This window comes from Streptomyces sp. NPDC006294, from assembly GCF_042870895.1.
GTDB lineage: Bacteria > Actinomycetota > Actinomycetes > Streptomycetales > Streptomycetaceae > Streptomyces.
Window position 1 is genome coordinate 205,563 of sequence record NZ_JBIAHV010000002.1, and the last position, 23,570, is coordinate 229,132.

Annotated in this window: 20 protein-coding genes; 12 read left to right on the forward strand and 8 right to left on the reverse strand. The window is 71.5% G+C overall.

Going from position 1 to position 23,570, the window contains the following annotated elements:
* Window positions 1-5: 5 nt before the first annotated feature.
* Window positions 6-1,298: a M14 family metallocarboxypeptidase gene (locus tag ACFYOP_RS03885; protein ID WP_356890800.1), complete on the reverse strand. Its 1,293-nt coding sequence runs from the start codon at window positions 1,296-1,298 to the stop codon at window positions 6-8.
* A 235-nt stretch (window positions 1,299-1,533) separates the two neighbouring features.
* Here ACFYOP_RS03885 and ACFYOP_RS03890 point away from each other — a divergent pair, with 235 nt between their 5' ends.
* From ACFYOP_RS03890 to ACFYOP_RS03900, 3 genes are all read left to right on the forward strand, one after another.
* Window positions 1,534-1,749: a DapH/DapD/GlmU-related protein gene (locus ACFYOP_RS03890; protein WP_356890798.1), complete on the forward strand. Its 216-nt coding sequence runs from the start codon at window positions 1,534-1,536 to the stop codon at window positions 1,747-1,749.
* Between the two features lie 4 nt (window positions 1,750-1,753).
* Window positions 1,754-2,314, forward strand: a complete 561-nt coding sequence (locus ACFYOP_RS03895) for a TetR family transcriptional regulator (RefSeq protein ID WP_356890796.1) — start codon at window positions 1,754-1,756, stop codon at window positions 2,312-2,314.
* A 189-nt stretch (window positions 2,315-2,503) separates the two neighbouring features.
* Complete coding sequence (locus ACFYOP_RS03900; protein WP_356890794.1) at window positions 2,504-3,529, forward strand: LacI family DNA-binding transcriptional regulator; 1,026 nt, start codon at window positions 2,504-2,506, stop codon at window positions 3,527-3,529.
* A 63-nt stretch (window positions 3,530-3,592) separates the two neighbouring features.
* On the opposite strand, the gene ACFYOP_RS03905 is transcribed toward ACFYOP_RS03900, so the two are convergent.
* Entirely contained in the window at window positions 3,593-6,376 is a 2,784-nt protein-coding gene (locus ACFYOP_RS03905) for a glycosyl hydrolase (RefSeq protein ID WP_356890792.1), read from the reverse strand.
* 235 nt (window positions 6,377-6,611) lie between these two features.
* On the opposite strand from ACFYOP_RS03905, the gene ACFYOP_RS03910 reads away from it, so the two are divergent.
* The 4 genes from ACFYOP_RS03910 to ACFYOP_RS03925 all read left to right on the forward strand — a co-directional run bounded on the left by ACFYOP_RS03910 (window position 6,612) and on the right by ACFYOP_RS03925 (window position 11,558).
* The gene (locus ACFYOP_RS03910) at window positions 6,612-7,916 is read left to right on the forward strand and encodes an extracellular solute-binding protein (RefSeq protein WP_356890790.1); all 1,305 of its coding nucleotides are present in this window, start codon (window positions 6,612-6,614) and stop codon (window positions 7,914-7,916) included.
* A gap of 238 nt (window positions 7,917-8,154) precedes the next feature.
* Entirely contained in the window at window positions 8,155-9,126 is a 972-nt protein-coding gene (locus ACFYOP_RS03915) for a carbohydrate ABC transporter permease (RefSeq protein ID WP_388450788.1), read from the forward strand.
* The gene (locus ACFYOP_RS03920; RefSeq protein ID WP_356890788.1) at window positions 9,123-10,031 is read left to right on the forward strand and encodes a carbohydrate ABC transporter permease; all 909 of its coding nucleotides are present in this window, start codon (window positions 9,123-9,125) and stop codon (window positions 10,029-10,031) included. The genes ACFYOP_RS03915 and ACFYOP_RS03920 overlap by 4 nt, the downstream gene beginning before the upstream one ends.
* 129 nt (window positions 10,032-10,160) lie before the next feature.
* Window positions 10,161-11,558 (forward strand): GH1 family beta-glucosidase, encoded by a 1,398-nt coding sequence (locus ACFYOP_RS03925; protein WP_356890786.1) that lies wholly within the window; start codon window positions 10,161-10,163, stop codon window positions 11,556-11,558.
* Here ACFYOP_RS03925 and ACFYOP_RS03930 read toward each other — a convergent pair.
* Entirely contained in the window at window positions 11,533-12,408 is an 876-nt protein-coding gene (locus ACFYOP_RS03930; protein ID WP_356890784.1) for an oxygenase MpaB family protein, read from the reverse strand. The two genes, ACFYOP_RS03925 and ACFYOP_RS03930, sit on opposite strands and share 26 nt — an antisense overlap.
* Window positions 12,409-12,824: 416 nt before the next feature.
* Here ACFYOP_RS03930 and ACFYOP_RS03935 point away from each other — a divergent pair, with 416 nt between their 5' ends.
* The 3 genes from ACFYOP_RS03935 to ACFYOP_RS03945 all read left to right on the forward strand — a co-directional run bounded on the left by ACFYOP_RS03935 (window position 12,825) and on the right by ACFYOP_RS03945 (window position 15,621).
* Window positions 12,825-13,283: a GNAT family N-acetyltransferase gene (locus ACFYOP_RS03935; RefSeq protein WP_356890782.1), complete on the forward strand. Its 459-nt coding sequence runs from the start codon at window positions 12,825-12,827 to the stop codon at window positions 13,281-13,283.
* A gap of 121 nt (window positions 13,284-13,404) precedes the next feature.
* Window positions 13,405-14,406, forward strand: a complete 1,002-nt coding sequence (gene sph / locus ACFYOP_RS03940; protein WP_356890780.1) for a sphingomyelin phosphodiesterase — start codon at window positions 13,405-13,407, stop codon at window positions 14,404-14,406.
* A gap of 135 nt (window positions 14,407-14,541) precedes the next feature.
* Window positions 14,542-15,621, forward strand: a complete 1,080-nt coding sequence (locus ACFYOP_RS03945; RefSeq protein ID WP_356890778.1) for a S1 family peptidase — start codon at window positions 14,542-14,544, stop codon at window positions 15,619-15,621.
* 181 nt (window positions 15,622-15,802) lie between these two features.
* Here ACFYOP_RS03945 and ACFYOP_RS03950 read toward each other — a convergent pair whose 3' ends face one another.
* Window positions 15,803-16,282, reverse strand: coding sequence for a macro domain-containing protein (locus ACFYOP_RS03950; RefSeq protein WP_356890776.1), 480 nt, complete (start codon window positions 16,280-16,282; stop codon window positions 15,803-15,805).
* A 113-nt stretch (window positions 16,283-16,395) separates the two neighbouring features.
* Here ACFYOP_RS03950 and ACFYOP_RS03955 point away from each other — a divergent pair, with 113 nt between their 5' ends.
* Both ACFYOP_RS03955 and ACFYOP_RS03960 read left to right on the forward strand, forming a co-directional pair.
* Window positions 16,396-17,175: a MerR family transcriptional regulator gene (locus ACFYOP_RS03955; RefSeq protein ID WP_356890774.1), complete on the forward strand. Its 780-nt coding sequence runs from the start codon at window positions 16,396-16,398 to the stop codon at window positions 17,173-17,175.
* A 41-nt stretch (window positions 17,176-17,216) separates the two neighbouring features.
* Window positions 17,217-17,492 (forward strand): DUF2087 domain-containing protein, encoded by a 276-nt coding sequence (locus ACFYOP_RS03960; protein ID WP_356890772.1) that lies wholly within the window; start codon window positions 17,217-17,219, stop codon window positions 17,490-17,492.
* A 42-nt stretch (window positions 17,493-17,534) separates the two neighbouring features.
* Here the strand turns inward: ACFYOP_RS03960 and ACFYOP_RS03965 are convergent, their stop codons facing one another.
* From ACFYOP_RS03965 to ACFYOP_RS03980, 4 genes are all read right to left on the reverse strand, one after another.
* The gene (locus tag ACFYOP_RS03965; RefSeq protein ID WP_356890770.1) at window positions 17,535-19,709 is read right to left on the reverse strand and encodes a 3-hydroxyacyl-CoA dehydrogenase NAD-binding domain-containing protein; all 2,175 of its coding nucleotides are present in this window, start codon (window positions 19,707-19,709) and stop codon (window positions 17,535-17,537) included.
* A gap of 38 nt (window positions 19,710-19,747) precedes the next feature.
* The gene (locus tag ACFYOP_RS03970; protein WP_356890768.1) at window positions 19,748-20,962 is read right to left on the reverse strand and encodes an acetyl-CoA C-acetyltransferase; all 1,215 of its coding nucleotides are present in this window, start codon (window positions 20,960-20,962) and stop codon (window positions 19,748-19,750) included.
* Window positions 20,963-21,038: 76 nt separating this feature from the next.
* Window positions 21,039-22,181 carry an acyl-CoA dehydrogenase family protein gene (locus ACFYOP_RS03975; protein WP_356890766.1) on the reverse strand — a complete coding sequence of 381 codons (1,143 nt, stop codon included), beginning with the start codon at window positions 22,179-22,181 and terminating at the stop codon, window positions 21,039-21,041.
* The gene (locus tag ACFYOP_RS03980; RefSeq protein ID WP_356890764.1) at window positions 22,178-23,311 is read right to left on the reverse strand and encodes a CaiB/BaiF CoA-transferase family protein; all 1,134 of its coding nucleotides are present in this window, start codon (window positions 23,309-23,311) and stop codon (window positions 22,178-22,180) included. The genes ACFYOP_RS03975 and ACFYOP_RS03980 overlap by 4 nt, the downstream gene beginning before the upstream one ends.
* Window positions 23,312-23,570 lie beyond the last annotated feature (259 nt).

The window sequence follows — 23,570 nt, forward strand, 5'->3', positions numbered from 1 at the left end:
TGGTATCAACAGGCTTCGACCGGTTGAGCCGCAATGAGGTGATAGGCCGCACGGGTGTCGAGGAGCAGGGGCACCAGTTCCCGGTGCGGCTGCCGCAGCGGCACGAAGACGCCTTCCCCGTCCGGCCGGGAACTCACTCCGTGCAGCGCGAGTTCGTCGCCCACGTCGGCGTACTGGGCGGCGTCGAGGCGGTATCCGCAGGGCGGGTCCGCAAGGGTCTCCCCCGGCGCCGGCGGATCGTTGTCCGCGCCGCCGAGGTGGACCGGCCCACGGTCCGCGAAGCCCGCCGCCCGGGCGGCCGCCGTGACGGCCTCGATCCGGTCGCGCCGCTCGTCCGCGTACGACAGCAGCCCGCCGAGCGCCGCCTGCTGACCGGCCACGCGGCGGCGCTTGTTCAGTGCGGGATCGGCCGGCTCGTCTGCGCCGAGGGCATCGGCGCGGCTCTCGACGAGCAGGCCGACGGCGTGCTTGATGCCGGACGCGTTCCGCAGGATGCGTTCCTGGCCGTCGCCCGCGGTCCGCCTGAGGGGCTCGCCGGTGGCCGGGTCGGTCCAGATGCCGTACGTGCCGGTGCTGTGGCCGGCGCGGGCCGCGGCCGGGCGGACGTAGGCGCCCGAGAGGGTCCGCGCCTCGTCGCGGACCCGCGGGTCGGTGTTGAGGTTGCGCGGCCACAGGTCGAACAGGTCCCGGTCGTAGTACGGCGGCGTGGCGTCGTACTCGTGCAGGTCGTGGACGACGTCCGGGCGTTCGTCACGCACGACGGCGGCGAGCGCCCGGCCCTCCGCCGTCCGCAGCGCGATGTGGTCGCGGTTGATGTCGACGCCGTCCGCGTTGCCCCGGGTGCCCGCGGCCCGGCCGTCGGGGTTGGCCGTCGGCACGACCATCACATGCGTACGGGACAGCAGCCGCCGGGTCCCGCCGTCCCGGGCGAAGGCCAGGTCCCTTACCGTGCTGAGGCACGCCTCACGGCCCGCCGGTTCGTCGCCGTGCTGGCTGCAGACCAGCAGCACGGTGAGCGGCGCCCGCTCGTTCCCCAGGTGGACGAGGTGCAGCGGCCGGCCCCGCCTCGTCGTGCCGACGCGCTCGTACGACATCCGCGCACTGCCCCGGTCGACCGCGGCGAGAAGCTCCCGCTCCTGGGCCTCGGAGGTCCACCGAGCACCCCCACTCGCCTCGAACCCGGTCCGGGGCACCGTGTGCACCGCCCGGGCGTTCCCGGTCAGCACCGGCACGACGAGCGCGACGGCGAAAGCGGTGAGCACGAGCGTGCGGGCGCGGACTGTGACGCCGGCTCTCATCGGCTGCGGCCTCCCGGACTCGGACACTTCGGACGGCCGCCGCGGCGGACGTCCGGCAAGTGCTCACCGTACGGCTCGACTCCCGACCCGGGAACCGGCAAGCACCGCAAGTCACCCGGTGACCATGAAAGGCGACGACGAGGGTGCCTCAGGTGTACGGGCGTACGCCCCCTTAGTGTACGTTCGTACGCATGGCAGACCCCTTCGCGGCGACACCCGCACCAACCGTGAGCGCATGATCGCGGGCGACCTCTACGTCGCCGACGACCCCGATCTCGCCCGCGAGGCGCAGCGGGCCGTGCGGCTCGGCGGCGGGGCGATCGTCCTGCCCGGTGTCACGATCGGCGACAACAGCGTCATCGGCGCGGGCTCGGTCGTCGCCGAGGACGTCCCGGCGAACGTCGTGGCTCTCGGCAACCCGGCCCGTGTGGTCCTGCCGGTCGAGGTGTGAGGCGATGGTGACGGGACGGGTCGACCCCGAGCGGCGGGAGCGCATCATCGCCGCAGCGCTGGACCTCATCGCGGAGGAGGGCGTCGCGGGCACCTCGCACCGCAAGGTCGCGGCGCGGGCGGGCGTCCCGCTCGGCTCGATGACGTACCACTTCCGCGGCATGGAGGAGCTGCTGCGCGAGGCGTTCACCCGCTTCTCGCGGACCGTCGTGGAGCTGTTCGAGGCGCGGCTCGGGGCCGCCGGGTCGCCCGACGAGACCCGGACCGCGGTCGTGGACCTGATCCATCAGCTGTCCGGGGGATGCGAGCGCGACCTGGTGCTGACCCACGAGCTGTACACGCTCGCGGCCCGGCAGCCCGCCTACCGGGAGCTGACCCGGGAGTGGATGCGCAGCAGCCGGCGGGCGCTGGAGCGGCACTTCGACGCGGCGACGGCCCGTCAGCTCGACGCGCTGATCGAGGGGCTGTCGATCCACCGCGCGCTCGACACCGAACCGCACGACCGCGCGCTGACCGTCGACGCCGTCGCCCGTATCACCGCGGCCCCGCCGCCCGGGCCGGCGTAGGCCCGACCCCCGAGCCGCCCGGCCGGCGCCCTACCTGACGAGGGCGCCGGCCGGGCTCGCGCACTTCGGTGGGCCGCCTCGATGGAAGCGCTCTCAACACGTCTGACCGGGCAGATATCCTGTCCGTGTCAGATCATGTCGCCGACCGGCGCACTGGAACATCACTGGAGCAGACGAGGAGCGCCTCACGTGTCGGAGCAGACCGCTGGGTCCCGCCCCACCCTGGAGGCCGTCGCGGCGCGCGCGGGTGTCTCCCGCGCCACGGCCTCCCGGGTCGTGAACGGCGGCGTGGGGGTGCGCGCGCCGCTGGTCGACAAGGTGCGCCAGGCGGTGGAGGAACTCGGTTACGTGCCGAACCACGCGGCGCGCACCCTGGTCACGCGGCGCAACGGCGCGGTCGCCGTGGTGATCGCGGAGCCCGAGATGCGGATCTTCTCCGACCCGTTCTTCGAGCAGCAGGTGCGCGGGATCAGCCGTGAGCTCACGGCGTACGACTCCCAGCTGGTGCTGCTGTGGGTGGAGGGCCCCGGGGACCACGACCGGATCGCCCGCTACCTCGGCGGCGGACATGTCGACGGGGCTCTCGCGTTCTCCCTGCACAACGACGACGAACTGCCCGCGCTGATCGGCAGGACGAAGATCCCCATGGTCTTCGGCGGGCGCCCGGTCTCCGGCTCCGACCTCACCGTCCCTTACGTGGACGCCGACAACCGCGGCGGCGCCCGGGAGGCCGTCCGCCATCTGGTCGCGCGGGGCTGCCGGAACATCGCCCATATCGCGGGGCCGCGCGACCAGACCTCGGCGCAGGACCGGACCGACGGCTATCACGACGTCCTGGTGGACGCGGACCCCGGCCTGTGCTGCCAGGGCGACTTCACGGAGGAGAGCGGCGCGCGGGCGATGGCGGCGCTGCTGGAGCGCCGCCCGGATCTCGACGGGGTCTTCGTCTCGAACGACCTGATGGCGTCGGGCGCGCTGCGCACGCTGCGCGAGCGCGGACTGCGGGTGCCGGACGACGTGGCCGTGGTCGGTTTCGACGACATGGCCACGGTCGTCGGCACGACGGACCCGCCGCTGACCACGGTGCGCCAGGACATCGAGGGGATGGGGCGGCTGATGGTCCGGCTGCTGATGCGGCTGCTGAACGAGTCGGGCGGTGCGGCGCCCGCGTCCGTGATCACCCCCACCACGCTGGTGCGGCGGGCATCGGCCTGACTCCGATGCCCGCCGCCTGTGCGGTGTCGCGGTGGTGAGCCGTGAGCCCCGGCTCGGAGACCGTCAGCTGTAGGGGATCACCAGGACGGACTTGTCCGTGCCGGTCTGCAGCTTCGAGGTTCCGTTGCCGATGGCGTTCCACACCTCGAGGCGTACGGTGCCGCCGGCCAGGTTGCCCGGTGTGCCCGTGACCGCCTTGAGGCCGCGTGCCTGCGTGTACTCCTCCCAGCCGGTGACCGGGTCGGTCGCGAAGTAGTGGTACGTCTCTGTCCGGTCGAAGCGGCCGTCGCCGGTGAAGTCGTAGCTGATCCGGGCCTGCTGGCCGAGTCCGACCGTGCTGCCCGCGTCCACCTGGAGCCGGAAGGCGGTCGACGCGCCCGACTTGAGCGTGCCGTTGACGCCGCGGATCTCGTAGACCAGTGGCTGGTGCGGGGTGCCGTCGTGGTTGGCGCCGCCGGCGGAGGCGATGGTGTCGCTGCCGGCCGTGCCGCCGGTGGCCGTGGTCAGGGCGCCGCCGCTGCGGAGCTGGAAGGTGTTGCCGGTCGGCGGCTCCGGGTCCGGGTCGGGGTCGGGGTCGCCCCCGCCGGTCCCGCTGCCGGTCGCCGTGGAACGGGCCGGCACGGAGAGGGTCTTGCCGTCGGAGAAGGTGACGGTGCGGGCGGTCGAGCCGTGGTTGTGGGCGGCGTAGGTGCGGGTCGTGCCCTTGGTGAAGACGGCGGAGGTCGGGATGTCACCGGTCACGGTGGCGTCCGGTGCGCCGAGGGTGTCGAGGGTGTTGATCCAGTGGTACGTGTGCGCCTTCGACTCGCCCTGCTCCGGGGTGTAGCCGGCGTGGCCGGCGTCCCACTTGGCCTTGGCCGAGCCGGGGTCGGCGAGGGACTGGAACTCCCAGAGGATGTCGCGCCATTCGACGGCCGGGCCGCCGTTCTCGCGCTCCATCTCCGCGATGTTGCGCCGGATCGCGGTCTTCTCGCCGCCGAGGTGCAGCGAACCGCCGGTCACGGGCAGGACGTTGATGCCGTGGATCTCCTCGGGGTTGGCGGTCCACCAGGTGGCGTAGGCTCCGCCGCTGCCCCAGACCATGCCCACCGTGTCGTGGTTGAAGCCGGCCGGGTAGACCTGCTCGTCGGCGTCGAACCAGTACTGGGCGATCGACTCCGACTCGGTGGTCAGCAGGAACGTGCCGAGGTCGCGCAGCGAGGTGTCACCGGTGGCGGAGCCCCACAGGACGAGGGCGGCGCTGAGGTTGGTGGACTCGGAGGAGGACTCCTGGTTGTTGCCGGCGGCGAAGCCCTGGTGGCCGGAGGCCCAGCTGTGGCCGGCGTAGACGTCGAAGCCGCGCAGGAAGGGGAAGGCGGTGTCGGTGCGGCTGGGGTTGGCGGCGTCGCGGACCAGGGTCTTGACCATGCCGCCCCAGGCGGAGTCGGCGGCCCACGCCTGGTCGTACTGGGCGACGATGGCGGCCGCGTAGACGTAGTAGCTGTAGTGGAAGTGGTGGTCGTTGAGTTCGGTGTCGCTGCCGTAGGAGGCGGGGTAGCCGGTGAGGGTCCTCCAGTCCTTGTCGTAGCTGAACTCGCCTCCGCCTCCCGCCGTGAACCAGTCCTGCAGCTTGCCCTTGATCAGGCCGAGGAGCCGGTCGCGGGTGCCCGTCTCGCCGATCTGCTCGGCGACCGGCACGAGCTGTGCGAGGCGGCCGAGCGCCTTGCCGGTCCAGTAGGTGTCGGAGGCTCCGGAGAACGGGTCGGAGGCGTTCACGACCTCGTTCAGGTAGCCGCGCAGCCGGGCGGCGTCCACGCCGTTCGACTTCGGCACCGCGGGCAGCACCGCGGCGGCCTTCTGGCTGGTGGTGAAGGACGCCGACTCGCGGACCTTCATCGTGCCGCGCGGGGAGACGTAGGTGTAGGACGTGAGCGGGTCCGTGGTGTTCAGCCACTGGTGGCGGTAGAGGGCCTGGAGCGTGCCGCGCTCGGTGCCCTCCTTGGCCTCGGTGCTGAGCTGGTAGGTGGCCCGGACGGTGCCGCCGCCGTAGCTCCAGGTGGCCTTGGAGCCGGTGACGAAGCTGTAGGCGTACTTCCGGAAGGTCGCCAGCGCGCCGGTGGACGGCAGTACGGCGACGGAGAAGTAGTCCTTGGAGCCGAGGCCGGCGGTGATCGTGGAGCCGGAGACGTTCCAGTCGCTGCCGGACGGTGCGAACAGGGCGTAGTGGTGTCCGCCGACGGTGATGCCGAGGACGTTGCCCTGGTCGGCGAAGACGGCGGGCGCGGCGGCGGTGGTGATCTGCGCGTTGCCGCCGGAGCCCTTGGCGTATACGAACGGGGAGCCGTGGCCGATGGTGGTGCGCAGGGTGCGGGCGCCGTCGGACCAGTAGGGGGTCACCGTCCAGTCGGACCAGTCGTCGGCCTTGGTGTCGGGCGAGTTGAGGCCGGTCAGCCCGATGGTCAGGTCGCGCTTGTGGGCGTACTCGTACTGGCGGCCGTCGCCGACGATCGCTGCGGAGGTCGGGTAGCCGACGTCGAGTCCGCCGGACGTGGCCTGGTAGGTGAGGGGGTGCCCGTACATGGGGGTCGAGTACGGGTTGTCGCCGTAGCGCTGGAAGGCGAGGGAGGACCACCAGTCGTTGGTGGGCACGGGCCGGTTCCTGGCGGCGGCGGTCACCTTGGGGGTGACCGGCGCTCCGGTGTTGGTGGTGGGGCCCGACGTACCGGCGGGGCGGGTGTCGGAGTAGCTGCCGGAGCCTACGGGGACGGTGGCTGCGGCCGCCGGTGCGGCGGCCGGGCCGAGGCCGACGACGGCCATGGCTGAGGCCAGGACCAGCGCGGCTGCTGGCCTGGTGCGGGGGGCTGGCATGCGGCACCTCAAGTCATCACGAGACGGGTGGCTGAGAGCGCTCTCAGATGGCCGAAACGTAAAACCCCTGAAACACATGTGTCAATACATCGAACACAGCCGGTAGTTGGGCCCGAGTCCAAGCCGTTACGCCTTCGAGTCTTGACGAGGCGAGTTCCGGCGGGGCACTCTCCAAGCGCATGTTTGAGAGCGCTCTCACGTGCTCGTCCCACCCCGAAGCCAAGGGAGGCTTCCCATGCCCATAGCCAGAACCGCCAAAAGGGCTGCCGTCCGTCTCGGTGCCGTCGCACTCGCCGGGGCACTGCTCGCCGCCTGCGGATCCGGTTCGTCGGACACCGCCTCCGACGGCGAGGGCGGGAAGGTCACGCTCACCGTCGACCTGTTCGGTTCCTTCGGTTACAAGGAGGCCGGCCTCTACGCCGAGTACGAGAAGCTGAACCCGGACGTCACGATCAAGCAGACCGACACCGAGGACGAGGCGGACTACTGGAAGTCGCTCCAGACCCGGCTGGCCGGCGGCGGCGGTCTCGCGGACGTCCAGGGCATCGAGGTCGGGCGGATCGCGTCGGTCACCCAGCAGCAGTCCGACAAGTTCGAGGATCTGACCAAGTACGGCGCGGACAAGCTGAAGAGCCAGTTCGCCGAGGCCAAGTGGGCCGCGGCCACCACCGAGGACGGCAAGGTCCTGGGCCTCGGCACCGACGTCGGCCCCGAGGCCATGTGCTACCGCACCGACCTGTTCAAGCAGGCCGGCCTGCCGACCGACCGCGAGGAACTCGCGAAGAAGTGGTCGACGTGGGACGGCTATCTCGATCTCGGCAAGCAGTACAAGGCCAAGGCGCCCGCCAAGAGCGCCTGGCTGGACAGCGTCGGCAGCCTCTTCTCCATCATGATCGGCCAGGAGGAGGAGCGCTACTACGACGCGTCCGGCAAGCTGATCTGGGACACCAACCCGGCGCTGAAGACGGCCTGGGACACCTCCGTCAAGGCCGCGGAGAGCGACCTGAGCGCCAAGCTCGACCAGTGGTCGCCGCAGTGGAACCAGGCCTTCGCCGCCGGTTCCTTCGCCACCATCCCGTGCCCTGCCTGGATGCTCGGCTACATCAAGGGCCAGGCCGGTGACAGCGGCAAGGGCAAGTGGGACATCGCCAAGCTGCCCGGCGGCGCCGGCAACTGGGGCGGCTCCTACCTCTCGGTGCCGCGCGCGGCGAAGCACAAGAAGGCGGCGTACGAGCTGATCCAGTGGCTCACCGCGCCCGAGCAGCAGGCCAAGCTGTTCCAGAAGCAGGGCAACTTCCCCTCCTCCACCGGCGCCATCGAGAAGGTCGCGGACGCCACGGACCCGTACTTCTCCGGCGCGCCGATCGGCCGGATCTTCGGTGACGCGGCCAAGGAGGCCCCGGTCCAGGTCCTCGGCGTGCACGACCAGAACGTCAACCAGCAGATCACCAACGCGCTGAACGAGGTCGAGCGCAAGGGCATCTCGTCCGAGAAGGCGTGGGGGAACGCCAAGAAGGGCGTCGAGAACACCATCGGCTGACGCCCACCGCCTCTCGTCCGGACCGGGCCGGTCCGTCAGGCCCGGTCCGGACGAGAAACCCCTTCGGGCCGGTCCGTCGTCACCCGACCCCCGCACCGGACCGGCCCGAAGGCCGCGCCCCCGGACCAGGCGCCCGCACGATCCGGAAAGCCCGGCCGCAGCCCAGGCCCGCAGCCCGCCCCGCACCGACTCGCCCCGCAGCCCAGCCCCGTACCGACTCGCCCCGAAGGGCCGCCCCGTGACCCTCACCGCTACCGCGAAGCCGGAGCCGAAACCGGAACAGGATCCGGTCTCGGCGCCCCGGCCGCCGGTCGTGCGACGCGCCTGGCGCAAGCTCTCGCCGTACGCCTACATCGCCCCGTTCTTCACCCTGTTCGCCGCCTTCGGGCTCTTCCCGCTGATCTACACGGCGTTCGTCTCCCTCTACCGCGTGGAGCTGCAGACCCCGGGCGACATGGAGTGGCGCGGACTGGGCAACTACACCGCGCTGCTGAGCGACGAGTTCTTCTGGACGGCGCTGCGCAACACGTTCACCATCGGAGTACTCTCCACGGTGCCGCAGCTCGTGATGGCGCTCGGCCTCGCGCACCTGCTCAACTACCGCCTGCGCGGCCGCACCTTCCTGCGCACCGCGATGCTCCTGCCGTACGCGACGTCCGTGGCCGCCGCCACGCTCGTCTTCGCCCAGCTCTTCGGACGCGACTTCGGACTGATCAACTACGCCCTGGGCGTGGTCGGCATCGGCCCCGTCGACTGGCAGACCGGCACCGTCGCCTCGCAGATCGCCGTGTCGACCATCGTCATCTGGCGCTGGACCGGCTACAACGCGCTGATCTACCTGGCCGGCATGCAGTCCATCCCCTCCGAACTGTACGAGGCGGCGGAGGTGGACGGCGCCTCCCGGTGGCGGCAGTTCTTCCATGTCACGCTGCCGGGGCTGCGCCCCACGATCCTGTTCACCGTGGTCGTCTCCACGATCGGCGCGACCCAGCTCTTCGGTGAGCCGCTGCTGTTCGAGGGCTCCATCTCCGGCGGCATCTCGCACCAGTACCAGACGCTCGGGCTCTACATGTACGAGCAGGGCTGGGGCTTCTTCCACCTGGGGCGCGCCGCCGCCATCGCCTGGGTGATGTTCGTGCTGATCGTGGTGCTCGTCGGGGTCAACGCCCTGATCGCGCGCCGCCGTTCCCGCAAGGAGGCCGGCCGATGACCGCGCTCGCCGACCCGCCGACGAAGCAGCCGGCCGACCGGAGCCGCAAGGAGGCGCGGCCCCGCCGCCGCAAGTCCGGCGCGGGCCGCGTGACGAAGGGCGGCAAGCTCGCCTACGCCTTCCTGATCGCCGCCTTCCTCGTCTCCGCGTTCCCGTTCTACTGGACGATCGTCGCCGCCAGCCGCTCCAACGCGGACCTGGCGAAGGTGCCGCCGACACTGCTGCCGGGGCCCAACCTGCTCCGCAACTTCGAGGCGGTGCTGGAGGAGGCCGACATCGGCAAGGCCCTCCTCAACTCCCTCATCGTCTCCGGCTCGATCACCGTGGGCACCGTTCTGTGCTGCACGCTCGCCGGTTTCGCCTTCGCCAAGCTGCGTTTCCGCGGCCGGGGCGCGCTGCTCGCGGTCACGGTCGGCACGATGATGATCCCGCCGCAGCTCGGCGTCATCCCGCTGTTCATGCTGATCGCCGAACTGCAGTGGGTGAACCAGCTCCAGGCGGTGATCCTCCCCGGCCTGGTCTCCGCCTTCGGTGTGTTCTTCATGCGCCAGTACCTGGTGCAGTCGCTGCCGGACGAGCTGATCGAGGCCGCCCGCGTCGACGGCGCCTCCACCGCCCGTATCTTCTGGTCGATCGTGGTGCCCGTCGCCCGGCCCGGCATGGCCGTGCTCGGCATGCTGACGTTCATGGCCGCCTGGAACGACTTCTTCTGGCCGATCGTCGCGCTCTCCTCGCAGAACCCGACCGTCCAGGTGGCGCTGCGCCAGCTCGGCGGCGGCTATGTGCACGACCAGTCCGTGATCATGGCGGGCACCCTGCTGGGCACGCTGCCGGTACTGCTGGTCTTCGGCCTGCTCGGCCGGCAGATCGTCGGCGGCATCATGCAGGGCGCGGTCAAGGGCTAGGACCTCTCGTCCGGATCCCGCCGGGCTGTCCCGACGAAAGACCCCGGGCGGTGTCCGGCCCCGATCAGCCGGACACGGCCGCACCGTCACTCTCCTCGCTCGACGTCTCAACCCTGGGAGTCCCACCTCATGACCGCGCTCGACGCACGCCCCGACACCACCACGACGCTCCGGTTCCCCACCGGATTCCGCTGGGGCACCGCCACCGCCGCCTATCAGATCGAGGGCGCGGCGGCCGAGGACGGCCGCACCCCCTCCATCTGGGACACCTTCAGCCGCGTCCCGGGCAAGGTCCGCAACGGCGACACCGGTGACATCGCGGCCGACCACTACCACCGGATGCGCGAGGACGTCGCCCTGATGCGCCGGCTCGGCGTCACGGACTACCGGTTCTCCGTCGCCTGGCCCCGGGTCCAGCCGACCGGCCGCGGCCCCGCCGTCCAGAAGGGCCTCGACTTCTACCGCCGGCTCGTCGACGAGCTGCGGGACGCCGGCATCCGGCCGGTGGCCACGCTCTACCACTGGGACCTGCCGCAGGAGCTGGAGGACGCGGGCGGCTGGCCGCAGCGGGAGACCGCCCAGCGGTTCGGCGAGTACGCGGGGATCATGGCGGAGGCGCTCGGCGACCGGGTGGCCACCTGGACGACGCTCAACGAGCCCTGGTGCGCCGCCTTCCTCGGCTACGGCAACGGGGTCCACGCCCCCGGCCGCACCAGCCCGCTCGCCTCGCTCCGCGCCGCCCACCACTTCAACCTGGCGCACGGCTGGGCCGCGCAGACCCTGCGCGCCGGGCTCCCGTCGGGCTCGGAGATCTCACTGACGCTCAACCTCCATGCGGTGCGGGCCCACACCGACTCGCCCGAGGACCTGGACGCGGCCCGCCGTATCGACGCGGTCGGCAACCGCGTCTTCCTCGACCCGGTCTTCCGCGGCCGGCTCCCCGAGGACCTGGTGCGGGACACCGCGGCGGTCACCGACTGGTCGTTCGTGCTGGACGGCGACCTGGCGGCGGCGGCCACGCCGATCGACTCGCTGGGCATCAACTACTACTCCCCCACCGTCGTCGCCGCGGGCTCCTCCGAGTCGCCCTCGCCGTGGGCCGGCGCCGAGGAGCACGTACGGTTCCTACCCGCGCCCGGTCCGCGCACCGCGATGGACTGGCCGGTCGACGCCGACGGCCTGCACGAGCTGCTGATCCGGCTGCGCGACGAGCTGCCGGGCGTGCCGCTGGTGATCACCGAGAACGGCGCGGCGTACGACGACTACGCCGACCCGTCGGGCGAGGTACACGACCCGGAGCGGGTGGCCTATCTGCACGCCCACCTCTCGGCGGTGCACCGGGCGATCGGTGAAGGCGCGGACGTACGGGGCTACTTCCTGTGGTCCCTGCTGGACAACTTCGAGTGGGCGTACGGCTACAGCAAGCGGTTCGGCATCGTGCACGTCGACTTCGCGACGCAGCGCCGCACCTTCAAGGACAGCGCGCACTGGTACGCGGACGTCATCGCGCGCGGCGGCCTGACCTGAGCCGCTCGGCCCGGCGCGCCTCGCGGGCGAGAGGCAGATAGCGCAGCCGCTCGGGAAGTACGGGCACCACGGCCCGTACGACCCGGGCGAAGCGCCGCAGCCGGCGCTCCTGGGCGCCGGTCCAGGGCAACCCGATGGCCTCCCGCGCGTCCGGCGGCATCAGCCCGATGGTCATGAACCGGCGGAAGCGGGCCAGCGGCGGGGCCAGCACCGGCCACAGCGCGCGCAGCACCAGCCGGACGGGCAGCGGCCCCCGATCGGGCGGGGGCACCGGCTGGTCGACGGCGACCAGTTCCCGTACGACGACGGTCGCCTCGAGCTCGTCGGCCAGCACCTTGCGGTAGTACGGCCAGAACTCCTCGATCGACTGCGGCATGTCCCGGTCGTGGATGCCGAGTATCCGGCCGACCTGGAGCCACTCCGCGTACAGCTGCCGTTCCTCGGCGCCGGTCAGTTCGCGCACCAGGTAGCGGGCGGCGTGCCGGTAGACGGGGAAGCCGGTGGCGTGGACCCAGGAGTAGTAGGCCGGGCTCAGCGCGTGGTAGCGGCGGCCGTGCGCGTCCGTTCCCTGGATGGTGCGGTGCAGTTCGCGGAGCCTGCGGCCCTCCGCGGCGGCCGCCTCGCCGCCGTAGATCCACAGCTGGAGCGAGCGCAGCGAGCGCTCGCCGCGGCCCCAGGGGTCGGTGCGGAAGACGGAGTGCTCGTCGACGCCCGCGCCGACGGCGGGGTGGGCGACCTGCATGGTGAGCGCCGCGGGCAGCATCAGCAGGGCCCGGACGTCACCGGCGAGCCCCCAGAGCACGCCCCCGGGCGGCGGCGGCAGGGGTTCGTCGTCGGCTGCCCTGCTCATCGGTCGTCTCCCTGGGTGCGGGCCGGTCGGTCACCTTCCAGTATGCGACCTGCGGCGGAGCCGCCCCGGCGGCCCTACCCGGCGGCGAGTGCCACGAACGCGGCGCACTCGTCCTGACCGACCCGCAGCGCGGGCCCGTCACCTGTCGCCTTGGAGTCCCGGCCCGCTTCCGCAGGTGTTGCAGCAGCCGCCCTGCCCTCACGCCCTTCCGTCCCCGAGTTCGCCCCGCTCGCACCGCAGCGCACGCCAACGCCGTTGCACTCGGCCGGGGTTCGACGGGGTCGGCGATCCCCGGGACACGTCCACCCACCCGTACACGGGCCGTACAAGCACCTCCCCGAACGGTGACACCTCGACTGAGGGCGGGCGCCTGGCCCCGCCGGGTGGCGGGCAGGCGCCCGGATAGCCTGCGCCTCATGACGGACATCGTGATCAGGTCCGCCGTCGCGGACGACATCCCGGCCATCGTGGCCATGCTCGCCGAGGACTCGATGGGGGTGGGCAGGGAGTCCCCCGACGACCTGGAACCCTATCTGGCGGCGTACGAGCGGCTGCGGGACGACCCTCATCAGTACGTGATGGTGGCCGAGCGTGCCGGAACGGTGGTCGGCACTCTGCAACTGACCATCGTGCACGGCCTGTCACGTCGCGGCAGCACCCGCTCGATCATCGAGGCGGTGCGCGTTCACACGTCGGAGCGGGGCAAGGGACTCGGGCAGCGGTTCGTCGAGTGGGCGATCGAGGAATCCCGCGACCAGGGCTGTCAACTGGTCCAGCTCACCTCCGACGCCTCCCGTGCCGACGCGCACCGGTTCTACGAGCGGCTCGGCTTCACCGGCTCCCACGTCGGGTTCAAGCTGCCGCTCGGCCCCTGATCGTGAAGTCGGGCACAGAAACCCGGCACCTGACCATTACCAGAAGGTAACTACGGCTGATTTGATGTGCGGCGCCGGTCTGCCGACCGGAGGTGACCCCCCACCACGAACGGGAGATCCAGTGCCGCATCCCCAGCTCCGCCGTGCCTCCGGCGCGGCCGTGTCCGCCGCCCTGTCCGCCGTGCTCGCCGCCACCGTCCTGGCGGGCGCGGCGCCGTCGGCGGCCGCCGCGCCGGCCGCCGCGACGCCGGACCTGCAGGTCCTCACCTACAACGCGTTCCTCTTCAGCAAGTCCCTCTACCCCAACTGGGGCCAGGACCACCGGGCAGCGGCCATACCCGCGGCGCCGTTCTTCCAGGGCCACGACGTCGTGGTCCTCCAGGAAGCGTTCGACAACTCCTCCTCCGATGCGCTGATACAGGCCGCCGCCGACCGGTATCCGCACAGCACACCGGTGCTGGGCCGGAGCAGGAGCGGCTGGGACGCGACCGGCGGCTCGTACTCGGCGACGACGCCGGAGGACGGCGGGGTGGCCGTCCTCAGCACATGGCCGATCGTGCGCAAGGAGCAGTACGTCTACAAGGACGCGTGCGGCGCGGACTGGTGGTCGAACAAGGGCTTCGTGTACGCGGTCCTCGACGTGAACGGTGTACGGGTGCACGTCGTGGGCACCCACGCGCAGTCCACGGACCCCGGCTGCGACGTGGGCGAGGCGGCCCGGATGCGCAGCCGTCAGTTCCGCGCCATGGACGCCTTCCTGGACGCCAAGAACATCCCGGCCTCCGAGCAGGTCGTGGTGGCGGGCGACTTCAACGTGGACTCGCGCACCCCCGAGTACGCCTCGATGCTGGCCGACGGCGGTCTGGTGGGGGCCGACGGGCGCACCGGCCACCCGTACTCGTTCGACACGCGGGACAACTCGATCGCCGCCGAGCGCTACCCGGACGACCCGCGCGAGGACCTGGATCACGTCCTGCACCGGGCGGGTCATGTGAAGCCGTCCGGCTGGACCAATGAGGTGATCAAGGAGCGGAGTGCGCCCTGGTCGGTCTCCAGTTGGGGCACCACCTACACGTACACCGATCTGTCCGACCACTATCCGGTGATTGCCTCCGGCCAATAGGCGCAAGCCGCCGGCGGTGGCCTTGTACCACTGTCAGGGCCATGCCAGATTGAGTCCGCACTCCGGACTGGTCCAGTCCACATTGCCGTCAGGCGATCCCCCCCCACACGGACTCGTACGAAGGAGAAGCCCCCCATGAGACGCACGCTCCGCGCGCGCATCTGCCTTCCCGCTCTGCTGGCCCTGACCACCGCCGCACTCGGCTCCCCCACGGCCGGCGCCGCCGACACCGCCGGCGCCGGCGGCAACCCGAGCCCGGGCGTCGCCGCGTCGCCCGCCCAGTACTCCCTGCACACCACGCTCGAACGAGACCTCGGCGACCGCAGCGCCGGTTCGTACCTCGACGCGGAGAGCGGCGAACTCGTGGTGACCGTCACCGACGCGGCGGCCGCCGAGGAGGTGCGGGCCACCGGCGCCCGTGCCGAGCTCGTGAGCCGCAGCATGGCCCAGCTCAGGGCTGCCATGGACACCCTGGAGTCCAAGGCGAGGATCACCGGCACCTCATGGGGCATCGACCCGTCGGCCAACAAGGTCGCGGTGGAGGCCGACAGCACGGTCTCCGCGGCCTCCATGGCGAAGCTGCGGAGCGTCGCCGCTCAGCTCGGAGACGCCGTCAGCATCAAGCGAGTCCCCGGCACGTTCAAGAAGGAGGTGGCGGGCGGCGACGCGGTCTACGGCGGCGGCTACCGCTGTTCGGCGGCCTTCAACGTCTCCGACGGCACCGATCGCTACTTCCTGACCGCCGGCCACTGCACCAACGCCGCGAGCAGCTGGTCCGCCACCTCCGGCGGCGCCGAGATCGGTACCCGCACGGGCACCAGCTTCCCGACCAACGACTACGGCATCGTCCGCTACACCGACGGCTCGCAGCCGGCGGGCAACGTCAACCTCTACAACGGCACCCACCAGGACATCACCGCCGCGGCCGACGCGATCGTCGGCCAGTCCATCCGCAAGAGCGGCTCCACCACCAAGCTCACCAGCGGCACGGTGACCGCGGTGGACGTCACGGTGAACTACGGGGACGGCCCGGTCCACGACCTGGTCCGCACCACCGCCTGCTCCGCGGGCGGCGACAGCGGCGGCGCGCACTTCGCCGGCTCCACCGCGCTCGGCATCCACTCCGGCAGCGCCGGCTGCACGGGCAGCAGCGGCTCCGCCCTCCACCAGCCGGTCAAGGAGGCGCTCGGCGCCTTCGGGGTCACCGTGTACTGACCGCACGCCTACGGGGTCGCCGTCCACCGACCGCACCCCGAACCGGCTCCGCACAGCAGGGCGTGCCCGCTTCGGCCGGGCACGCCCTTCGCCGTGCCCCGGGGCGCCGCGGAGGGGCAGGGGGGCGGCATGCGGCGGAGGGCCGTGAGGGGCTGACGTCTCGGCGACCGCGGCAGCCGGGTCAGTCCCCTTGGTCGTAGACCGTGACCGGTATGGAGCGGGCCGTCAGCCGCCCGGCTATCAGCGGTTCGACGCGCGACCACGTGCCGCCCGCGAGACCGCAGCCGATGCGCGGCATATGGACGGAGGCGCCCAGCTCGACGGCCTTGTCCCCCACCGCCGCCAGGGCCCTGTCGATCGCCTCGTACCGCACCGGCACCCCCTTGCTGCCGGTCCGTATACCGCGCTGGCCCACCGTGTTGGCCACCCACAGATACGGGCCGACCTGGACGAACTGCGCCGCGCCCAGCCCGAAGTCGTTGCCCGCGCGGTCGCGGTGCCAGCGGCGATAGGCCGCCTCGGGCTCCGGCCAGCGGCGTGACAGGGCGAGGACGAAGCCCTTGCCCCAGCCGCCGAGGTCGTTGCACACATGGACGATCAGCTTGACGCCTTTGGCCTGCGGCGCGGTGGCGTCCCCCCGGACATATCTGATCTCGGACATGGCACCACCGTACGATCCGCCACTGACATCGGACCTCGATCGCCCCACGCCTTTCACAACACTGGTGAGACAGCAATACTGTTGCACCGGAGTGGACCAGCAGAAGGAGGGTCATGGCGACCGAGACCGAGGAGCAGACGCTCACCGTCGACGAACTGGCCGCACGCGCCGGGGTCACCGTGCGCACCATCCGGTTCTACAGCACCCGCGGTCTGCTGCCCCCGCCCGTCATCGGGCCCCGCCGGGTCGGGCACTACGGCAGCGAGCATGTCTCCCGGCTGGCGCTGATCGAGGAGTTGCAGCGCCAGGGGATGACGCTCGCCGCGATCGAGCGCTATCTCGGGCAGCTTCCCGCGGACCTGAGCGCGCAGGATCTGGCGATCCACCGGGCGCTGGTGGCCTCGTGGGCCCCCGAGTCGGCGGAGGAGGTCGGCCGGGAGGAACTGGAGCGCCGGGCGGGCCGGGCGCTGTCGGAGCAGGATGTCGGCCGGCTGGCCGCGATGGGCGTCCTGGACCGGGCCGGCGCGGACGCGTACCGGCTGGACTGTGGGCTGCTGCGGCTCGGCGTGGAGCTGCTGGACGTGCCGATCGCGCACGAGACGATCCTCGCGTCCCGCACGGTGCTGCTGGAGCACGCGCGGGCCGCGGCCGAGGACCTGAGCCGGCTCTTCCGTGACGAGGTCTGGGGCCCGTACCGGGAACGCGAGTCGGACCCCGACCATGTCAAGGCCATGAAGTCGCTCTCCGCCCATATGCAGCCGATGGTGATCCAGGCCCTGGTGACGGCGTTCCAGCGGTCGCTGCGGGAGGAGCTGCGAGCCGCGTTCACGAAGGAGCAGGACGGGAGTCCGCCGGAGAGCGGCCGGGAGGCACAGGAGGCGGGGAGGGCATAAATGCGTTGCCCGGGCCATGACGGTGCGCGAGGGTACCGGCCATGTCCGATCAACGAACCAGCTCCGCGCGCAGTGTCCACGACCTCTTCTCACAGGGGCGGCTGACCGCGATCCCCCGTAAGCCGGCCCGCCGTGAGCAACTGCTCGTACACCTCGCCGAGACGCTGTTCGAAGGCGACCGCGACTACACCGAGCGCGAGGTCAACAACGCGCTGCGCTCCGTGCACGACGACTGCGCGGCGCTGCGCCGCTATCTGGTGGTGGCCGGACTGCTGAGCCGGACGAGGGACGGCGGCAGCTACCGGCGCGGCCGGTGACTGCCGCCGTCGTGGCGGTCACGCGTCAGGCGCCGTGGCCCGTCACGCGTCGGTGAAGACCTCGCCCCGCTCCGCCTTCCCGACCAGCAGCGCGGGCGGCTGGAAGCGCTCGCCGTAGCGCTCGGCCAGCTCGCGGGCGCGGGCCAGGAAGCCGGCCGGGCCGCCCTCGTAGCCGTTGATGTACTGCAGGGCGCCGCCGGTCCAGGCCGGGAAGCCGATGCCCATGATGGACCCGATGTTGGCGTCGGCGACCGAGGTGAGGACGTCCTCCTCGAGGCAGCGGACGGTGTCCAGGGCCTCCGAGAAGAGCATCCGCTCCTTCATGTCCTCGAACGGGACGTCGGCCCCCTCGCGGGTGAAGTGCTCCCGCAGCCCGGGCCACTGGCCGAGGCGCTTGCCGTCCTCGTCGTAGTCGTAGAAGCCCGCGCCGCCGCTGCGGCCGGTGCGGCCGAACTCGTCCACCATCCGGTCGATCACCGAGTCCGAGGGGTGGCCTGCCCAGGTGCCGCCGGCCTCCTCGACCGCGCGCTTCGTCTCGTTGCGGATCTTCCGCGGCAGGGTCAGGGTCAGCTCGTCCATCAGGGACAGCACCTTCGCCGGGTAGCCGGCCTGCGCGGCCGCCTGCTCGACGGAGACGGGGTCGACGCCCTCGCCGACCATCGCGACGCCCTCGTTGATGAACTGGCCGATGACACGGGAGGTGAAGAAGCCGCGGGAGTCGTTGACGACGATCGGCGTCTTGTTGATCTGCCGGACCAGGTCGAAGGCGCGGGCCAGCGCCTCGTCGCCGGTGCGCTCACCCTTGATGATCTCCACCAGCGGCATCTTGTCGACCGGGGAGAAGAAGTGCAGGCCGACGAAGTCGTCCGGCCGTGAGACGCCCTCGGCGAGGACGGTGATCGGGAGGGTGGAGGTGTTGGAGCACAGGAGCGCGTCGGGCTCCACGACGTCCTGGATCTCCTGGAACACCTTGTGCTTGAGCGCGGTGTCCTCGAAGACGGCCTCGATCACGGCGTCGCAGCCCGCGAGGTCGGCGGCGTCGGCGGTCGGCGTGATCCGGGCGAGCAGGGCGTCGGCCTTCTCCTGGGTGGTGCGGCCCCGGGACACGGCCTTGGCGCACAGCTTCTCCGAGTAGCCCTTGCCCTTGGCGGCGGACTCGGCGGTGACGTCCTTGAGGACGACGTCCATCCCGGCGCGGGCGCAGGAGTAGGCGATGCCGGCGCCCATCATGCCGGCGCCGAGGACAGCGACCTTGCGGACGGGCCGCGGCTCGACGCCCTGGGGGCGGCTGCGGCCGGCGTTGACGGCCTGCAGGTCGAAGAAGAACGCCTGCATCATGTTCTTGGCGATCGCGCCGGTGACCAGCTCGGTGAAGTAGCGCGCCTCGATGACCTGCGCGGTCTCGAAGTCGACCTGGGAGCCTTCGACGGCGGCCGCGAGGATGTTGCGCGGCGCCGGACAGGGCGCGCCCGCGGTCTGCTTGCGCAGGTTCGCGGGGAAGGCGGGCAGGTTGGCGGCGAACTTGGGGTTCGACGGGGTGCCGCCGGGGATCTTGTAGCCCTTGACGTCCCAGGGCTGCCGGGACTCCGGGTTGGCGTCGATGAAGGCGCGGGCCTGCGCGATCATCTCCTCCTCGGTGGCGGCCACTTCGTGGACGAGGCCGTTCTCCAGCGCTCGCGCCGGGCTGTACTGGGTGCCCTGGAGCAGCAGCTTGAGCAGCGCGTCCGCGATGCCCATGAGCCGCACGGAGCGGGTGACGCCGCCGCCGGCCGGGAGGAGGCCCAGGGTGACCTCGGGCAGGCCGATCTTCGAGCCGGGCGCGTCGAGGGCGACGCGGTGGTGACAGGCGAGGGCGATCTCGTAACCGCCGCCGAGGGCCGCGCCGTTGATGGCGGCGACGACGGGCTTGCCGATGGTCTCGATGCGGCGCAGGGCGCGCTTGATGCCCATGCCCGCCTCGAAGACGAACTGCGCGTCGTCGGGTCCGGCCTTGATCATGTCCTTGAGGTCGCCGCCTGCGAAGAAGGTCTTCTTGGCGGAGGTGAAGATGATGCCGCGGATGGAGTCCTGCTCAGCCTCCACGCGGTCGGCGACGGCCGCGATCGAGGCCTTGAAGGCCTGGTTCATGGTGTTGGCGGACTGGTTCGGGTCGTCGAGGACGAGGGTGACGACGCCGGTCTCGTCCTGTTCCCAGCGGATGGTGGTGGGCTCGCTCATGGTGGTGGCTACTCCGTAAGGCAGGAAGAGGACGGGGGTCAGAGGCGCTCTACGACGGTGGCGACGCCCATGCCGCCGCCCACGCACAGGGTGGCGAGGCCGTACCGCTCGTCCCGGCGTTCGAGTTCGTCCACGAGGGTGCCGAGGATCATGGCCCCGGTCGCGCCCAGCGGGTGGCCCATGGCGATCGCGCCGCCGTTGACGTTGACCTTGTCCAGCGACAGCCCCATGTCCTGGACGAAGCGCAGGACGACGCCGGCGAAGGCCTCGTTGATCTCGACCAGGTCGATGTCGTCGATGGTCAGCCCGGCCTTGGCCAGTGCCTTGCGGGTGGCGGGCGCCGGGCCGGTGAGCATGATGGTGGGCTCGGAGCCGGAGACCGCGGCGGAGACGATCCGGGCGCGCGGGGTCAGGCCGTTCCGCTCACCGGCCTCCTTGGAGCCGATGGCGACGAGGGCGGCGCCGTCCACGATGCCGGAGGAGTTGCCCGCGTGATGGACGTGGTCGATCTTCTCGACCCAGTGGTACTTCTGCAGGGCGACGGCGTCGAAGCCGCCGAGGTCGCCGATGCCGGCGAACGAGGGCTTGAGGGCGGCGAGGGAGTCGGCGGTGGTGCCGGGCCGCATGTGCTCGTCGTGGTCGAGGACGACCAGACCGTTGCGGTCGCGGACGGGGACGACGGAGCGCTCGAAGCGCCCGTCCTTCCACGCCTCTGCCGCCCGCTCCTGGGACAGCGCCGCGTACTCGTCCACGTCCCGCCGGGACCAGCCGCCGAGGGTGGCGATCAGGTCGGCGCCGATGCCCTGGGGGACGAAGTTCGTCTCGTAGTTGGTCATCGGGTCGGCGAACCAGGCGCCGCCGTCGGAGGCCATCGGCACGCGGGACATCGACTCGACGCCACCGGCGAGGACGAGCTCCTCCCAGCCCGAACGGATCTTCATGGCGGCCAGGTTGACGGCTTCGAGGCCCGAGGCGCAGAAGCGGTTCTCCTGCACCCCGGCGACGGTGTCGGGCAGTCCGGCGGCGATGGCCGCGATCCGGGCGATGTCGGAGCCCTGGTCGCCGACCGGGCCGACGACGCCGAGGACGATGTCGTCGATCTCGGCCGGGTCCAGGCCGGGGAAGCGGGCCTGGATCTCGTGGATCAGTCCGACGACGAGGTCGATCGGCTTGGTGCCGTGCAGGGCTCCGTTCGCCTTGCCGCGTCCGCGCGGGGTGCGGATCGCGTCGTACACGTACGCTTCGGTGGTCACCTTGTCAGCCTTTCGGGAGGTTTCAGGGACTTTCGTATGGATCATGCGGGACTCGGCTGGATCCACATGAAAGTCCCTAGCCGAGCAGGGAGCGGCCGATGATCTCTTTCATGATCTCGGTCGTGCCGCCGTAGATGGTCTGGACGCGTCCGTCGGTGAAGGCACGGGCGACGCGGTACTCGTTCATGTAGCCGTACCCGCCGTGGAGCTGGAGGCAGCGGTCGGCGGCGCGCTTCTGGAGTTCGGTGGCCCACCATTTGGCCATCGAGGCGTGGACGGCGTCCAGTTCGCCCTTGGCGTGGTCCTCGATGCAGCGGTCGAGGAAGGCGCGGGTGACGGCGCACTCGGTCGCGAGTTCGGCGATCTCGAAGCGGACGTGCTGGAGCCTCGCGAGCGGCCGGCCGAAGGCCTCGCGCTCCTTCACGTACTCGGTGGTGATCTCCAGCAGGTGTTCGGCGGCGGCGATGCCGGCCACGGCTATGGCCATCCGCTCCTGCGCCAGATTGGTCATCAGGTGGACGAAGGCGCCGTTCAGTTCGCCGAGCAGGTTCTCCTTGGGGACGCGGACGTCGTGGAAGAACAGCTCGGCGGTGTCCTGGGACTTCTGGCCGATCTTGTCGAGGTTGCGCCCGCGTTCGAAGCCTTCCACCCCGCGCTCGACGACGAGCAGCGACAGTCCGTGCGCGCCGCCCTCGGGTGTCGTCTTCGCGACGACGACGACCAGGTCGGCGAGGATGCCGTTGGAGATGAAGGTCTTGGAGCCGTTCAGCAGCCAGTGGTCGCCGCGGTCCTCCGCGGTGGTGCGGATGCCCTGGAGGTCGGAGCCCGCGCCCGGCTCGGTCATGGCGATGGCGGTGATGGTCTCGCCGCTGCAGAAGCCGGGCAGCCAGCGCCGCTTCTGCTCGTCGGTGGCGAGCGAGGTCAGGTAGGGCCCGATGATGTCGTTGTGCAGGCCGATGGCGAGGCCCGGCGCACCGGCCCGGGTGAACTCCTCGTGCAGCACGGCCGCGTACCGGAAGTCGGCGTTCCCGCCGCCCCCGTACTCCTCCGGCACGGCGAGGCCGAGGAGGCCCTGGCGGCCGGCCGCCAGCCAGACGTCGCGGCTGACGATGCCGTCCTCCTCCCACTGCTCGTAGTGGGGCTGCACCTCCTTGGTGAGGAAGGTGCGGACGGTTTCGCGGAACGCCTCGTGCTCGGCGGCGAAGATCTGGCGCTTCAACGGTCCTCCTGGGGCTGGATGCCGGGTACGTCCCAGTCGCGGGCGACCTCCGCGGTGTCCGCGCCGGGCAGGGCGGGCCCGCGGGTCACGGCCCCGGGGGTGGCGGAGAAACGGGGCGCCGGCGCGGGCTGCGTGATGCCGCTGTGGTCGGTGAAGGTGCCGCGGGCGGCGAGGTGCGGATGGGCGGGGGCCTCCCGCAGCGAGAGCACCGGCGCCACGCAGGCGTCCGAGCCCTCGAAGACGGCCGTCCACTCGGCGCGCGTCCGGGTCCTGAACCGGTCGGCGACCGCCCGGCGCAGCTCGTCCCAGCGGGCGAAGTCCTTGCGGGCGGGGATGTCGTCCTTGATGCCGAGCCGCTCGACGAACTCGTCGTAGAACTGCTGCTCCAGCGCGCCGACGGCCATGGCGTGGCCGTCGGACGTCTCGTAGGTGCCGTAGAAGGGACAGCCGCCGTCGAGGAGGTTGGCGCCGCGGCGGTCCTGCCAGCCGCCGGCCGCCATCATGCCGTGGATCATCGTGGCGAGATGGGCCGCGCCGTCGACGATGGCCGCGTCGACGACCTGGCCGGCGCCGCCTTCCGTACGGGCGTGCTGGAGCGCCGCGAGCACGCCGATGACCAGGTAGAGCGATCCGCCCGCGTAGTCGCCCACCAGGTTGGCGGGGACGACGGGCGGCTCGTCGGCCTTGCCGATCATGGAGAGGGTGCCGGTGAGGGCGATGTACGCGATGTCGTGGCCGGCCCGCTCCGCCAGCGGCCCGTCCTGCCCCCAGCCGGTCATCCGGCCGTAGACCAGGCGCGGGTTGCGGGCGAGGCAGGCGTCGGGGCCCACGCCGAGGCGCTCCGCGACGCCGGGCCGGTACCCCTCGATGAGCACGTCCGCGCGCTCGGCCAGGTCGAGGACCTGGCCGGGGCCGTCCGCGGCCTTGAGGTCGATCAGCACCGAGCGCTTGTTGCGGTTGGTGAGGTCGTACGCCGGGTCGATGGCGAGCCCGGCGCCGCCGGGACGGTCGACGCGTACGACATCGGCCCCGAGGTCGCCGAGGAGCATCGCGGCGAACGGGCCGGGCCCGATGCCGGCCAGCTCCACCACACGCACCCCGGCCAGCGGGCCGTTCCCTGTCGCCGTCATCCAGCACCCCAGCATCTATGTGACACAACTGATGTAACACCAGTGATGATAAGAATGCTTCCCGAGCCGCACAAGGGTTTCTGCAGAGCAAGCGCTTAGCCGTGAGCGACACGCGGTGATCCGCTGTACGGACCCGGCGGGTCACCGATGGGAAACGGATCTTCTGCCGGGCGGGATGGCGCGCTAGCCTCAGCCACCGACATCGGCGTGGGGCAGGGGCCGCCGGCCCTGATCCGCCGACGGCCAGACGGCGGAGGAG